The sequence below is a fragment of the Chryseobacterium sp. CH21 genome (assembly GCF_004119445.1).
Lineage (GTDB): Bacteria > Bacteroidota > Bacteroidia > Flavobacteriales > Weeksellaceae > Chryseobacterium.
The window spans coordinates 1-14,997 of record NZ_QICI01000013.1 but is presented as its reverse complement, the minus strand read 5'-3'; the positions used below and the strand labels follow the sequence as shown (position 1 = coordinate 14,997).

General features: G+C 35.0%; 14 protein-coding genes and 1 pseudogene. 10 read left to right on the top strand and 5 right to left on the bottom strand.

Annotation, left to right across the window (positions count from 1 at the left end):
• Positions 1-29 precede the first annotated feature (29 nt).
• From dnaX to BOQ62_RS01230, 5 genes are all read left to right on the top strand, one after another.
• Positions 30-1,115 (top strand): DNA polymerase III subunit gamma/tau, encoded by a 1,086-nt coding sequence (gene dnaX / locus BOQ62_RS01250; protein ID WP_105702999.1) that lies wholly within the window; start codon positions 30-32, stop codon positions 1,113-1,115.
• A 32-nt stretch (positions 1,116-1,147) separates the two neighbouring features.
• Positions 1,148-1,729, top strand: coding sequence for a hypothetical protein (locus BOQ62_RS22795; RefSeq protein WP_228413533.1), 582 nt, complete (start codon positions 1,148-1,150; stop codon positions 1,727-1,729).
• Positions 1,730-2,128: 399 nt separating this feature from the next.
• Positions 2,129-3,208 carry a chorismate mutase gene (locus tag BOQ62_RS01240; protein WP_129036619.1) on the top strand — a complete coding sequence of 360 codons (1,080 nt, stop codon included), beginning with the start codon at positions 2,129-2,131 and terminating at the stop codon, positions 3,206-3,208.
• 164 nt (positions 3,209-3,372) lie between these two features.
• Positions 3,373-4,299 carry a ribosome small subunit-dependent GTPase A gene (rsgA, locus tag BOQ62_RS01235; RefSeq protein WP_129036618.1) on the top strand — a complete coding sequence of 309 codons (927 nt, stop codon included), beginning with the start codon at positions 3,373-3,375 and terminating at the stop codon, positions 4,297-4,299.
• Between the two features lie 586 nt (positions 4,300-4,885).
• Positions 4,886-5,302 carry a nucleoside-diphosphate kinase gene (locus BOQ62_RS01230; RefSeq protein ID WP_048507564.1) on the top strand — a complete coding sequence of 139 codons (417 nt, stop codon included), beginning with the start codon at positions 4,886-4,888 and terminating at the stop codon, positions 5,300-5,302.
• Positions 5,303-5,380: 78 nt separating this feature from the next.
• Here the strand turns inward: BOQ62_RS01230 and BOQ62_RS01225 are convergent, their stop codons facing one another.
• The gene (locus tag BOQ62_RS01225) at positions 5,381-7,228 is read right to left on the bottom strand and encodes an alpha-L-fucosidase (protein ID WP_129036617.1); all 1,848 of its coding nucleotides are present in this window, start codon (positions 7,226-7,228) and stop codon (positions 5,381-5,383) included.
• A gap of 157 nt (positions 7,229-7,385) precedes the next feature.
• Here BOQ62_RS01225 and BOQ62_RS01220 point away from each other — a divergent pair, with 157 nt between their 5' ends.
• From BOQ62_RS01220 to BOQ62_RS01210, 3 genes are read left to right on the top strand one after another with little or no spacing between them, the layout of a single operon-like run.
• Positions 7,386-7,607 carry a hypothetical protein gene (locus BOQ62_RS01220; RefSeq protein ID WP_129036616.1) on the top strand — a complete coding sequence of 74 codons (222 nt, stop codon included), beginning with the start codon at positions 7,386-7,388 and terminating at the stop codon, positions 7,605-7,607.
• Between the two features lie 3 nt (positions 7,608-7,610).
• A complete protein-coding gene (locus tag BOQ62_RS01215; protein ID WP_129036615.1) occupies positions 7,611-8,708 on the top strand; it encodes a DUF692 family multinuclear iron-containing protein in 1,098 nt (365 codons plus the stop codon).
• Between the two features lie 39 nt (positions 8,709-8,747).
• Positions 8,748-9,233: a DUF1772 domain-containing protein gene (locus tag BOQ62_RS01210; protein WP_228413531.1), complete on the top strand. Its 486-nt coding sequence runs from the start codon at positions 8,748-8,750 to the stop codon at positions 9,231-9,233.
• A 217-nt stretch (positions 9,234-9,450) separates the two neighbouring features.
• On the opposite strand, the gene rpe is transcribed toward BOQ62_RS01210, so the two are convergent.
• A complete protein-coding gene (rpe, locus tag BOQ62_RS01205; RefSeq protein ID WP_105702994.1) occupies positions 9,451-10,101 on the bottom strand; it encodes a ribulose-phosphate 3-epimerase in 651 nt (216 codons plus the stop codon).
• Between the two features lie 339 nt (positions 10,102-10,440).
• Positions 10,441-11,514 carry a M42 family peptidase gene (locus BOQ62_RS01200; protein WP_121487549.1) on the bottom strand — a complete coding sequence of 358 codons (1,074 nt, stop codon included), beginning with the start codon at positions 11,512-11,514 and terminating at the stop codon, positions 10,441-10,443.
• Positions 11,515-11,565: 51 nt separating this feature from the next.
• Here BOQ62_RS01200 and BOQ62_RS01195 point away from each other — a divergent pair, with 51 nt between their 5' ends.
• Positions 11,566-12,270 (top strand): DUF4294 domain-containing protein, encoded by a 705-nt coding sequence (locus tag BOQ62_RS01195; protein ID WP_129036613.1) that lies wholly within the window; start codon positions 11,566-11,568, stop codon positions 12,268-12,270.
• Between the two features lie 24 nt (positions 12,271-12,294).
• Here BOQ62_RS01195 and BOQ62_RS01190 read toward each other — a convergent pair whose 3' ends face one another.
• Complete coding sequence (locus tag BOQ62_RS01190) at positions 12,295-12,711, bottom strand: NUDIX domain-containing protein (RefSeq protein ID WP_129036612.1); 417 nt, start codon at positions 12,709-12,711, stop codon at positions 12,295-12,297.
• 208 nt (positions 12,712-12,919) lie between these two features.
• Positions 12,920-13,593, bottom strand: a pseudogene (gene mnmD / locus BOQ62_RS01185) (tRNA (5-methylaminomethyl-2-thiouridine)(34)-methyltransferase MnmD).
• A gap of 85 nt (positions 13,594-13,678) precedes the next feature.
• Between mnmD and BOQ62_RS01180 the strand changes: the two are divergent.
• Positions 13,679-14,749 (top strand): branched-chain amino acid aminotransferase, encoded by a 1,071-nt coding sequence (locus tag BOQ62_RS01180; protein WP_129036611.1) that lies wholly within the window; start codon positions 13,679-13,681, stop codon positions 14,747-14,749.
• The last annotated feature ends 248 nt before the right edge of the window (positions 14,750-14,997 follow it).

The window sequence follows — 14,997 nt, the reverse complement described above, 5'->3', positions numbered from 1 at the left end:
ATTAAAACTATATTTCTTATTTTTGACCAATGGAAAATTTTATAGTATCTGCAAGAAAATATCGTCCTCAAGAGTTTGATACAGTTGTAGGACAATCCCATATTACGGATACTTTAGAACATGCAATTGAAGAAAGTCAGTTAGCTCAGGCATTACTTTTTTGTGGTCCTCGTGGTGTGGGTAAAACTACCTGCGCGAGGATTCTGGCAAGAAAAATTAATGAGAAAGATGGCTCGGTTTCAGAAGACGGCTTTGCCTATAATATCTATGAGTTGGATGCAGCATCCAATAACTCCGTAGATGATATCAGGGAACTGATAGATCAGGTAAGATTTGCGCCTCAGGTGGGTAAATACAAAGTATATATCATCGATGAGGTTCATATGCTGTCTTCTGCCGCTTTCAATGCTTTCCTTAAAACTTTGGAAGAGCCGCCTGCTCATGCTATTTTTATTCTGGCAACCACGGAGAAACATAAGATTATCCCAACCATTTTATCCCGTTGTCAGATTTATGACTTCAAGAGAATTACGATTGAAGACATCCAGAATCATCTTAAAAATATTGCCCAAAAAGAAAATATCCAGTACGAAGACGATGCATTGTATCTGATCGCGCAAAAAGCTGATGGTGCATTAAGAGATGCTCTTTCCATTTTTGATAGACTTTCTACTTTCTCCCAGAAAAATATTACGCTGGCAAAAGCTGCTGAAGTATTAAATATTCTGGATTACGATCAATATCTGAACATTGTGGATCTCGCCAAGGAAAATAAAATTCCGGAAGTACTTTTCGCGTTCAATGAGATTGTAAAAAAAGGTTTTGATCCTCATATCTTCATTGCCGGATTAGGAAATCATTTCAGAGATCTGATGATGGCACAGAATGCTTCCACCATGGAGCTCATTGAAGTGGGAGAGAAGACAAAAGCTAAGTTTGTAGAACAGGGACAAAAGTGGGTCGCCCAACAGTTGATTGATGGTATTGAGATCTGCAACCATGCGGATATTAATTATAAAAATTCAAAAAACCCTAGACTTACGGTTGAAATTGCATTAATGCAGCTGGCTTCACTGACAGCTAATTTAGGCGATACTAAAAAAAAAAGTTCCTAATTCTGGCTCCGTTTCTCAGTGAGAAGCAGGAAGTGAAGATACCGGAAAAAGCTCCGGAGAAAAAGGAAATTAAAACAGAACAGCCAACTACAGTTTCAGATAAAGTCCAAGAAACTCCAGTAACAAAAACATCCAAACCATTATCAAGACCGGGAATGTCTTCCGGGTTTAGCATCAATTCTTTCCTGAATAAAGAAGATAAAGTAGAAGAAACAGAAAACGTAACTGTAAGAACCGAAAATCTTCCCCAAAACCATTTTACAGATACAGATCTGCAGATGGAATGGAAAATTATGCTTAAACAGCTTCAGGTAAAAAATAACTTTGTATTTAATGCAGTAAAAACCTTTAAGCTGGTAAAAGCTGAAGAACATAAAATCAAAGTTTTGTTCCCTTCAGATTCTGCAAAAGTAGAATTTGATAAAATAAGTGGAGAATTTTTTAATCATTTTAAAAGAAAAATTCAGAATCATATTATCGAGGTAGAATACGTCAGAGACGTTGAAAATCTGAAGATTGAGGTGGTGACGAAGAGAAAAATGTTTGAAAAATTTATCGAAAAAAATCCACTTTTAAAAGATCTTGATGATTTAATGAAGTTTGATTTGACATAATTTTTATATATTTGTCAAATATTTCTGTCGAAAATAATTTTTTGACAAAAGCAAATTACAACCAGAAACGCTAAAACAAGACATTTCCAGAATAAAATGGAAAATTTGACTAACACATATCAGTCTTTTTTTGCACCCGCTAATTACTTTTTTAGCGGTTATTTTAGTTTTTCTGCTTCTTATTATAGAAATTTCAGAACGTATTACCGATTTTATTGGTACTGTTAACTGAATTTCTTTCCAAAAAATACAGGAGAAGTAGAGCCCTATTATTTTCCTGATTCCTTTAAACAATTTTGAACGGCATTTTTTGAAAAGAATTATAAATTAAATTTTATAATCCAAAGGGCTATTGCTGTTAACGAAAAATGATATAAAAAAACAATAAAATTTAGAATAATGAATTTAAATGATTTAAAAAATGAGTGGATCAATGAGCTTACACAGCCTTTAATGATCGCGGGACCATGTAGTGCGGAAAGTGAAGCTCAAATGCTTGAGACGGCTAAAAGGATCAAAGAATCCAATGCTAATGTATCTGTTTTCCGTGCCGGAATCTGGAAACCTCGTACCAAGCCAAACGGTTTCGAAGGAGTAGGAGTGATCGGTTTGAACTGGCTGAAAAAAGTAAAAGAAGAGTACGGTTTTAAAACAGCTACCGAAGTTGCCAATGCACACCACGTATTTGCAGCCTTAGAAGCAGATGTGGACGTTCTTTGGATTGGAGCCCGTTCTACAGTGAATCCATTTACAGTACAGGAAATCGCTATGGCTTTAAGAGGAACAGATAAGCCTGTATTCGTGAAAAATCCTGTTAATCCGGATCTTGCATTATGGATCGGAGCTTTGGAAAGACTTTTAGGCCAGGATATTAAAAACCTGGGAGCAATTCACAGAGGATTTTCAACATACCAGAAAACAAAATACAGAAACAACCCAAATTGGCAGATTGCCCTTGATTTCAAAAGCCAGTTCCCTAATATTCCAATGCTGATTGACCCTTCTCACATCTGCGGAAACAGGACAGGTCTTGCCGATATCACACAGGAAGCACTTAACGTAGGATATCAGGGAGCAATTATTGAATCTCACTGTAACCCTAATGAGGCTTGGAGTGATGCTTCTCAGCAGATTACTCCGGAAGTTCTTGCGGATCTTATCGGTAACCTGAAAGTAAGAAGCTCTAATCTTGCAGGTTTTGAAGGTGAAATGGGAAGACACAGAACCCTTATTTCAGATCTTGATTTTCAGTTAATTGAACTTCTTTCTCAAAGAATGAAAATTTCTGAAAAGATCGGTAAACTTAAAAAAGAGAATGACATTGCGATCTTCCAGCCTGAACGTTGGAAAGTTATTACTGAATACGCTACTCAAAAAGCAAAAGAAACCGGAATGTCTCAGGAATTCATTGAAAAAGTTTTCAAAGCGATTCACGAAGAATCTATTGAAGTTCAGAATAATATTATGATTGAAAGATAAGTTGTAAATAATAGGTAAAAGGTAACAAAACTTTTACTTAATTTTCAGCTAAAAATAGAGATTAGGGCTTAGGCATCAGTATTTAGGACAATTGAAACATGTGTTTTTAAACCTATTTCCTGAATTCTAAGCCCTAATTGCGTATATTTGCACCAGCATTATCTATGAAAGGAAAAATCATTAAATCTACAGGCAGTTGGTACCAGGTTTTGGAATTGGAAACAAATAAAATTTTCGAGGCCAGAATCAGGGGGAAATTCAAATTAATAAAAACCAGACTTACCAATCCACTTGCTGTAGGAGATTTTGTTGAGTTTCAACTCGAACAGGATGATATTGCCTGGATCACGAAAATTGAGCCACGCACCAATTATCTGATCAGAAAATCTGTAAACCTTTCCAAAGAAGCACACATTATTGCATCCAATATTGATTTGGCATGCTTTATCTTTACATTGAAGCATCCCGAAACATCTTTAGGTTTCCTGGATAGGTTTTTGGCGTGCTGCGAAGCTTACAATATTACACCTGTAATCCTTTTTAATAAAATGGATGTTCTTCATGAAGAGGAAATTGAAATTGTAAAAGAAGTAGAGTTTCTTTATCAGGAAATAGGCTATGATACTTTGGAGATCTCATCCTATTCAAAATTAAACCTTGACCAGCTGCAGGAAATTCTTAAAGATAAAACTTCTGTATTCTTTGGCCATTCTGGTTGTGGAAAATCTACATTAGTGAATGCTCTGCAACCTGGATTAAACTTAAAGACATCCGAAATTTCCGACACCCACCTTAAAGGGAAACATACCACAACTTTTGCACAGATGCATTTCTGGCACTTTGGAGGAAATGTTATCGATACCCCTGGTGTTCGTGAATTTGCTATGATTGATATTGAAAAAGAAGAGGTACAGCATTACTTCCCTGAGATTTTCAAGAAGAGAGAAGAGTGCAAATTTCACAATTGTTTACACGTTAACGAACCAAAGTGTGCTGTTATTGATGCTCTTGAAACAGGAGAAATTGAGCATTCGCGCTATGCTACTTACATTAAACTGATGGATGAAGCGGAAGAAGCTTCTCAAAAATAATCAGATACAAATCAATTTACTTATGACTACTGCAGATTAATTCGGACAATCTGTACGTATTCTCTTATTGTTTTGTTGGGGTAATATTTTATGATATTAATTATTTAAGATTAAATTTAATTCTTTGACATGATGTAGTTTTTTAATTACTATTTTTTTTAGTTTTTGATGAAAAAAATCAGTTTTTAAATAACTCTACTTTTTGATGTTTCTTTTTTGGCAGATAACTCTACTTTTGTCACATTTTAATAGATCTTGAGAATGGTTTTTTATGTAACCCAGTTGTTTTATCAATTGAAATAAAAACGACAATATCATTAAATATGATTCAATATCCTTTTGAAAATTATATAATTAATAAAAAAAGCCCTGTTTTTTGAAAATAAAAAACCCAGCCGAAGCTGGGTAAAAACTAATAACCATGAAAACTCAAATTAAACATGAGAATCGCAATAGAATAAACAATTACTGTGCCAAAGTTTGGTTCATGATTTCTTAATAAAAGTTATTTTTATGTTAAAAAAAAATTAAAATAAAAATCAAAGATATTTTTTGTAATTTTGCGCCATTAAAAAAATATACATTTATGTCTAACATTACATTCACTATGATTAAGCCTGATGCTGTTGCTGACGGACATATCGGTGCTATATTGGGTAAGATTGCTGAAGGAGGTTTCAAAATCAAAGCTTTAAAATTAACTCAGCTTACAGTTGCTGATGCAAAAAAATTCTATGAAGTTCACGCTGAAAGACCATTTTACGGAGAATTAGTAGAATTTATGAGCTCTGGTCCTATCGTAGCTGCAGTTTTAGAAAAAGACAATGCAGTTGAAGACTTCAGAACATTAATAGGTTCTACTAACCCTGCAGAAGCTGCAGAAGGTACAATCAGAAAAATGTTTGCAAGAAGCATCGGAGAAAATGCAGTTCACGGTTCAGATTCTAACGAGAATGCATTAATCGAAGCTCAGTTCCATTTTTCAGGAAGAGAGATTTTCTAAGAAAATCATCTTACAAAATAAAAGATCCGGAGAGAAATCTCCGGATTTTGTTTTTATAGACTAAAGTTTTGAGGAGGGCTAAAGATTATTTTCAATTGCCCCTACACTTTCTCTGTACAGCTCCAGAGGTTTATTAAGTAAAACAGCAATAACGGTCATCTGTTTGTCAAGTTTTTCCTTGGGAAGATCAATATAAATAATTCCAGGCCGGTCACTCCAGTAAAGCTTATTGTAAATCGTATGGGATAGCATAGTACCTTCGCCCACAACTCTTATTCTGGAAATTCCATTTTTTATACCTTTTAAAGCAATTGGACCTGTAGGCGCCCCTTCTACAAAAAGATAAAGCGTTTGTTTGTCTTTTGATAATGCGCTCATTCCGGAATAATGACCACTGGGTAATCCCTTTTCAGTTTCAAAAAGAGCTTCAGCATGCTTACTTATCCATTGCAGGGTTTCCGGATTGGTTTTGGATGTTTTCCTGATGTTCATATCAAGTCCATCGCTGGTCAGTCCTGAAGAAGTCAGTAAATTATTTCCATTATAAAGCATATAGGCTATATTGTAGGCTGCTTCCTGAGTATTCGTATTGTCTAAAGTTTCAGGCAGAGAATATTCTTCCGTTTTAAAATTATTTAAAAATACAGGTGGAATATCAAAGGTGAGTTCCACAACGGTAACATCTTTGTCAAATTTTACATTGGAAAAATTCAATGTCAGTGTTTTTTCGGCATTGTGATCCATTGCAATAACAGCAGAAGGATCTCCTATCACTTTTACTGAAATAGGTTTGGTTACTAATCCATAGATTTTTGTAAAATTTTTGACTTCCTCAAGATAAAGGAATAAAGATTTCTTAGAGGTAGAAAATGAAGATTTCCCTTTATAGTTTTCAAAAGGAATACCACGAGTTGTTTCATAAATAGCTTTTTGATTTTTAGACGTCCATCTTCCAAGATTTTTCAGAATCTCAATCTGTTCCTCAGGAATTGTACCATTTGCTTTCGGGCCAATATCAAGCAGAAGATTTCCTCCCATGCTTATCACATCTGCCAGGGTTCTTACAATCATATTGGGTGTTTTGTATGCTTTGTCATAAGGCTGAAATCCCCAGGAATCATTCATCGTATAACAAAGTTCCCAGTATGGATTCTGTGGTGGAATTACAGGAATTCCCTGTTCAGGAGTATCATAATCTCCGTGATTATTGAGTCTGGAATTGATGATGATATTAGGGTTGTATTTTTTAAGTAAACCTAATGTTTGAGGTGCTTTCCATTCTTCGGAAGTATGTTCCCAGTCTCCATCAAACCAAAGAAGATCAGGTGAATATTGAGAAGATAGTTCATTAAGCTGACTTTGATAATAGCTGATGAAATTCTGCCAGCGTTTCGGATCATCTTTTATTTCATATCGTTTTTTTGTGCGGGTATTAATGTCATAATAGGGATGGCTCCAATCTGGTAAAGAAAAGTAAAGTCCGGTTTTTAATCCCGATTTTTTCAATGCAGTAACAAATGGGCTCAAAACATCTTTTTTTGCCAAGGACTGTTGAGGAATAGTTGTGGCATTTTCTGCTTTTGAGTTCCATAAAGCTATGCCATCATGATGTTTGGTTGTAATGACTGCATATTTGGCTCCGGATTCTTTAATCAGGTTTGCCCATTGTTCAGGCTGATATTTTGAAGCTGAAAAACCATTCAGCTGTTTCATATAACTTTCGTGGTTGATGTAATTGTTGAAGAATGACCAGGATTCTGAGATCCCATTCACAGAATAGATTCCCCAATGAATAAAAATACCCAGTTTGGCATTTTTAAACCATTCCATTTTTTTGCTGTTGTCAACTGTTTGAACCTGTGCATCGGTAGTATATGCAGATAATACCAACCCAAGGAAAACAGCTTTAGTCAGACTGATTTTCATAGATAGATTTATTTTAACATTAAATATAAATAAAGAATGTATTATACCATAAAATAGTTTCTACTATTTATTGATTAATAGTATCAAAGCGTTACTTATTGTTGTATTTTTATAAATGGAACGCTTCTTGCAAATTTTATCTGAAAAAATATCGATTATGAAAATTCCAGCAATATTAATGGCCAGCTTACTAGCAGTAGGAGTTTCTGCACAAACTACGAAACCTAATGCTAAAACGAAAAAGCCTGTTAAAAAAGTAAAGAAAGCAACTGCACCGGATACTATTGAAAAGAAAAAACCGGGAACTCCTAAACCTGTAGTAAAACAAGATACGCTTGTGCTTCGTGGACATGGTTGTCCGGCCTGCGGAATGGGATAAGATATGAGTAAACCGCTATTAGGAATATCAATGATGGCAGAAGCAGATTTCGTTTCTGCCCTTTTGCCATTATTGCAAAGCAATTCTGTGGATGTACTGGAATGGTCTTTTGATACTCTTTACCATTCAAATGAACCAGGCTGGCTTCGTGATTTGCTGAATTTTTATGCGGAAAATAACCGATTAATAGGGCATGGTGTTTATTATTCCCTGTTTGATGCCAGATGGACAAGTAGGCAGGAAGAATGGCTGAGAAAGCTTAAAGAAGAAGTAGCCCTGCGGAAATACAATCATATCACAGAACATTTCGGTTTTATGAATACTGAAAATTTTCACCAGGGAGTGCCGTTGCCGGTATCTTTGAATCCCAAAACCCTGGAAATAGGAAAAGACAGGTTGTACAGGCTTCAGGAAGTTATGAATATTCCTGTGGGGATAGAAAATCTTGCCTTTTCATTTTCTGTAGATGATGTTAAAGAACAAGGTGTTTTTCTCGATGAACTGACAGAAGATACTAATGGTTTCCTGATTCTCGATCTTCATAATATTTACTGCCAATCCTGCAATTTTGAGATTGGATTGCAGGAAATCATAGATTTGTATCCGCTGGATAAAGTGAAAGAAATTCATCTTTCCGGAGGAAGCTGGCAGGAGAGCGCTTACGGGAAAAAGCAGGTAAGAAGAGATACGCATGATGATGTTATCCCAGACGATATTTTTGCTGTTTTACCCTCAGTGCTGACACAATGTCATAATCTGGAATATATTATTATTGAAAGGCTGGGGCATACTTTGAAAACAGATAATGAAAAGGATGACTTCCTGAATGATTTTGATAAAGTTAAAATGATTATCGCTGCTTCAGACTGGAAAGAAAAAGAGAAAAAAAACTGGAATGCGAAGGATATAAAACTCCCTGAGGAGCCTTTGGAAGATCTTGTTTTGTTTGAAGAACAGTCCAAAATTACCCAACTTCTTTTTGAAAATATAGATGTGGCAGTCATTAAAGATCAGGACTTTCATTATTTTAAAACGGAAAACTGGGATGCTGAAATGATTTTGACAGCCCAGAATATCATTAAAAAATGGAATCCTTATTAATTCATTCCTACCTGATAACCAAAATCAAATTATATGAAAATGACAACACTCGTATTAATCATTACCGCTGTCCTCACTGCTTTGATAGGAGGACTTTTCTATGCTTATTCATGTTCTGTTGTTCTTGGATTGGGAAAACTTTCCGATACGGAATACCTGAAGGCAATGCAGAATATTAACCGGGAAATTCTAAATCCTGTCTTTTTTATGAGTTTTATGGGAACGGTGATACTTCTTCCGGTAACTACTTTTTTGTTCCGTGGACATCAGCTGGCTTTTATTTTTCTCCTGTTGGCCACACTGGCTTACCTGATTGGTGTTTTTGGAGTAACAATCGCCGGAAATGTTCCAATGAATGATGCTCTGGATAAGTTTGATATTTCCAATTCTACAACAGAAGCAATCAAACAGATGCGTGATAATTTTGAAAACAGATGGAACTTTCTGAATAATATAAGAACCGTTTTTTCCGTCATTTCAATCATTTTTGTAGTCTGTGCCTGTGTATGGAACAGGGAAGTATAGAAGAATGATTAAGTGAAAATACTTAATGATAGATTCGGTATTTCTACGGATGTTTAACTGCCGGTTTATTTAGATCTTTGTGTTGTTAGCAAGACAAAACAGATCTTAACATTTTAAATGTTGAGAAAAGATTTATAACCACGAAGACTTTAATTCCAAACAAGAGAAAAGGCAGCCATTGGCTGCCTTTTGTTTATTATTAAGATAAACTGATCTTTTAAATCTTTAAAAGTTCAATCATTCTTTCCGGACTTTCTGCTGAGAAAACAGCATTTCCTGCTACAAGAACATCAGCTCCTGCTTCAAAAAGTTTAGAAGCATTGTCAATATTTACTCCTCCATCAATTTCGATAAGCGCTGTAGAGTTATTGCTTAAGATCAAATCTTTAGTTTCAGCAATCTTTTTGTAGGTGTTTTCAATGAATTTCTGACCTCCAAATCCTGGGTTAACACTCATCAACAATACTAGATCTACATCTGCAATAATGTCTTCAAGCATTAATACCGGAGTGGATGGGTTTAAAACGACACCCGCTTTTGCCCCTTTGCTTTGAATATGGTGAATAGTTCTGTGAAGGTGAGTACATGCTTCATAATGTACAGAAATAAGATCGGCACCATGATTGATGAATTCATCAACATATTTTTCAGGTTCCACGATCATAAGGTGAACATCTACAAATTTTTTGGCATGCTGCTGCACAGTTTTCATCACCGGAAAACCAAATGAAATGTTAGGCACAAATCTGCCGTCCATTACATCAATGTGGAACCAGTCGGCCTGAGAGTTGTTCAGCATTTCAATGTCTCTTTGCAGGTTCCCAAAGTCTGCAGATAAAAGGGATGGAGCAATAAGCTTCGTTTTCATTTTTACTTTTTATACTTTTACTTAGATTTCTTTCTTTAAAATGGATTAACAATCAAAAAGTAATACAGGGAAATACCTCCAAATACAACAGCTTCTATGATTGTTAATTTGATATTATTAATTTTTATAACTAATAATCTGTCAATTATAAATAATCCTAAAGGTACAATACTAACGATTAACAACATCTCAAGGATCATATTATATGCTGAACCTATTTTAGGAGGATAAAATATTTTATATATCATTAAAAAAAGATATAACTAAAAAAGAGAGCAGTTAAAACTGATATAAAAGTTGGCTTTCGGATTAGATAATAAAGAACTTTTTTCATTTTAATTAATGATACTTCAGCTTCATTTCCGGCTTGATCTTAAGAATAGTTTCATAGATAAGTTTAATCACATTACCTACATCTTCTTTAGCAACCATTTCTACCGTAGTATGCATATAACGCAAAGGTAAGGAAATTAACGCACTTGGTACTCCGCCGTTAGAATGGGCAAAAGCATCTGTGTCTGTTCCTGTTGCTCTGCTTGCCGCTGCTCTTTGGAAAGGAATTTTTTTAGCTTTTGCAGTGTCAATAATCAGTTCTCTGATGGTATGATGAACACTTGGTGCAAAGAAAACTACCGGTCCTGCACCACATTTCTGATCTCCTTCTTTTTTCTTTTCGATCATTGGGGTAGTGGTATCGTGGGTAACATCCGTTACAATTGCAATATTAGGTTTGATGGTATCTGCAATCATATCTGCTCCGTATAAACCTACTTCTTCCTGTACAGAATTGGTAATATAAAGCCCGAAAGGAATAGATTTTTTATTTTCTTTTAAAAGTCTCGCTACTTCAGCAATCATAAAACCTCCGATTCTGTTGTCTAATGCTCTGCAGACGAAATATCGGTCATTCATTTCAAAGAATTCATCAGGGTAAGTGATCATGCAGCCTACAAAAATTCCCATTTCTTCCACTTCTTTTTTGGATGTGGCACCACAGTCGATGAAGATATTTTCGATTTTTGGTGTAGGTTCATTTTGATTGGTTCTTGTATGAATAGCCGGCCATCCGAATACTCCTTTTACAATTCCTTTTTCTCCATGAATATGAACCACTTTTGAAGGAGCAATGGTTTGGTCTGAACCTCCGTTTCTGATAACATAGATTAATCCGTCATCTGTAATATAATTAACGTACCACGAAATTTCATCAGCATGAGCTTCAATCACTACTTTAAATTCAGCTTCCGGATTGATGATCCCATAACAGGTCCCATAATGGTCTACTTCTATTTTGTCTACATAAGGTCGGATGTAGTTCATCCAGACTTCCTGTCCTTTGTGTTCGTAACCGGTTGGTGACGAAGTGTTTAAATAATTTTCTAAAAATTTCAAAGATTTCTTTTCAAATTTCATAAAAAGGAATGATTTTTGCGTTCAATTTTTGTTCTTATAAGTGTAAAAATAATGAATTTTAGTAAGATTATCTGCCTTTTTGTTTTCTTTTTTGGAGTCAGTGTTTTCGGACAAAAAGATGGTATAGTGGCAAAACCACTGAATCAATATCCGCCCGAATCTCTGAAAGTAGATGAATTTGGAAGTAAATACTATTACGATGAACAGCAAAAGTTCAGAGTGTATGAGACGAATGGGGAACCGGTAATTGTACTGGATGAGTTGGTTTTGGTGAATAAACCAAGATTTAACAATCAACTGGATAAAAATTACTATTATTTCCTCAATAAAAAGCTGTATAGAGTATATCCGTTATTTGTGACTGCACTCCAGCAGTACAGAGATATTCAGGTGGATATGAACGATATGGACAGCAAAGCCAAAAGAAAGTTTGTAAGAGAGAGACAGAACATGCTTGCAGATCAGTATGAAAAACAACTGAGAGACCTTACCACGACAGAAGGGCAGGTTTTTGCAAAGCTGATGAACAGAGCTACCGGAAAAAATGTATTTGAAATCATCAAAGAATTAAGAGGTGGATGGAGTGCTTTCTGGTGGAATGTAAAAGGAAAAATGGCCGATATTGATCTGAAGGACCGCTACGATCCTCATAGCAACAGAACGGATGAGTTTATAGAGTCACTGCTTCAGTCTAATTGGAATTCAGGTTACCTGCAGCCTTATCCCGGAGCCAATGATTTTAAAGTTAAAAGATAATATAAAAAATTCCTGTAAGAATACTTACAGGAATTTTTCTTTTAATTTATCGAATACAATCTTATCTATTGGAAGAGGAAAAGGATTGTCTGGTCTGTCTATATCAATCCATTCTGTTTTTTCGATACAGGGATCCAGAATAATAAAATCTTCCTCATTGACGATGTCTACTAAATAATATATGGTAAGAAGCTGCTCATTTTCTTTGAATCGGGAAACCAGGAAGTTTTCCTGAGTGTAGAAATGTTCCAGAATATTGATCTTCACATTCAGTTCTTCATCAAATTCACGATGCAGACATTCCACAACTCCTTCACCGTATTCCAATCCGCCACCCGGAAATTTCATTAAAGGCTCGCCGGCATATTCCTCAAATAAAGTCAGAACTTGTTTATCTTTTACTGCACACGCATACACTCTAATGTTGATCTTATCTATCATATATATAATGTATAATATTTGTATAGCTAATGTAAGAAATTTTGTTGAGAAAAAGCTGGAAGTTGGAAGCGCGAAGCTGGAAGTTTAATACTATTTATTTTTAGTAATCTTGAATCAACGAATTTTATATATTGATTATTATTTTAAAATAAAAAATTAATTAAACAGCCGGTTGTAAACATCCGGCACCCATCCCCAAGCTTCCATTCTACAATTTAATGGCATTAATCATCTCTCTTTTTCCCGGAGGTCCCTGTTTTTTCTCAACCTGGAAATTCAGTTCCTGAAGGATTCGTCTTACACTGCCTTTAGAAGAATAGGTGGTTAATAATCCGTTAATGGCCATTTTGTCAGATACAAGTTCAAATAAGGGCTTTTCCCAAAGATCCGGCTGTACTCTGGCTCCAAAACAATCGAAGTAAACCAGATTGATTTTGGGCAGATCAATGTCTTTCAGCGCAAAAAATCACATTCTATCTTTTTTAAGTTGAATCCACTAATAATTTCTACTGACTTTTCCCAATCTGCCAGATGAATTTTCTGATAAATATTTTTGAACTCAGGATTGTCAAAAAGCTCAAAGTAAGCCAAATCCTTAACTTCGGATTCATTTATGGGGTATTTTTCAAGGGAAAAATAATTAATGACATGATTTTTGTCAGTTTTTAAATATTCATTAATTGTCACCAAAACATTCAAACCTGTTCCAAAACCGAGTTCTAAAATATTAATTTCGCAATCATTTATTAGATTTAGTCCATTTTTAATAAACACATGTTCTGCTTCCTGAAGTGCTCCATGATGAGAATGGTAGTTTTCATTTAAATCATTGATAAACAATGTTTTACTTCCGTCGTTTGTAGTCTTAATCTCTCTTTTCAAGCTATTTTTTTGTCAAATTTACTCTAAAATTTTTATATTTAGAAAATTATGTTAAATTTGTAGAACATCGTAAAAATTTTAAAAAATGATAATTCAAAAAACTGAAAACTCCAGAATTTCTACATTTGACCCTAACAATTTTTCATTTGGTGGTACTTTCATTGATCATATGATTATATGTGAGTACGAAGACGGAAAATGGGGAGATGTAAAATTAGTTCCTTACGGTCCAATACCATTTACACCTGCTATGATGGGAGTAAACTATGGACAAGCTTGTTTTGAAGGTATGAAAGCCTATAAAGACAAAGACGGGCAGGTTTTCCTTTTCAGGCCTGAAAAGAATTTTGAACGTATCAATAAGTCGGCAAAGCGTCTTGCGATGCCTGAGGTAACTGAAGAAATGTTTTTAGACGGATTAAAAGCATTGGTAGATATCGATAGAGAGTGGATTCCACAGGGGGAAGGAATGTCTCTTTATATCAGACCATTGATTTTTGCTACAGAAGAAGCTTTGAAAGCAAGAGTATCTAATAAATATATGTTTGCTATTGTTGCAACACCAGCGAAGAGCTACTATTCTGAGCCGGTATCTGTAAAAATTTCTGACCATTATTCAAGAGCTGCAAACGGAGGAGTAGGTTCTGCAAAAGCTGCAGGAAACTATGCTGCTTCTTTCTATCCAACTCAGTTGGCTATTGAAGAAGGTTACGAGCAAATCATCTGGACGGATGATGCTACTCACGAATATTTCGAAGAGAGTGGTACTATGAACGTATTTGTAAGAATTAATGATACGATCTATACACCTCCAACGTCTGAGAAAATTCTTGACGGAGTAACAAGAGACAGTTTCATCCAGTTAGCTAAGAAAAGAGGAATCGAAGTAAAAGTAGAACCAATTCCTGTAAAAACAGTTATTGAAGCTTTAAAAGGAGGATCTCTTAAAGAAGTGTGGGGAGTAGGTACAGCAGTTGTAACCACTCAGTTCCAGGCTTTAGGATATCAGGGTGAGAAATTGGCGCTTCCAAGATTATCTGACGAAGAAAGCTTTGCTGCTCTTCTTAAGAAAGACTTGGTAGATCTTCAAAACAACCTGTCTGAAGATCCTTTCGGATGGAGAGTGATTGTAGATCATGCTTTAGAAACAGTTTAATAGTATTTAAATAATGATATGAAAGCCGGGTTTTCCTAGTCATGGTCGGAAGATTTTTTCTTCCGACTTTTTGTTTTTAGATATTCAATATTATTATTTTAATTAATTGATTATCAGCCATTTAATTTGTTTTATTATTTCATTTTTTGTATCTTTATTGCTGATAATCAATTGTTTATGTCAGTTTTTAAAGATCACAAAATATCACTTAAAGATGTTTTAGAATTTATTCCCGAAGCACTTTTAAG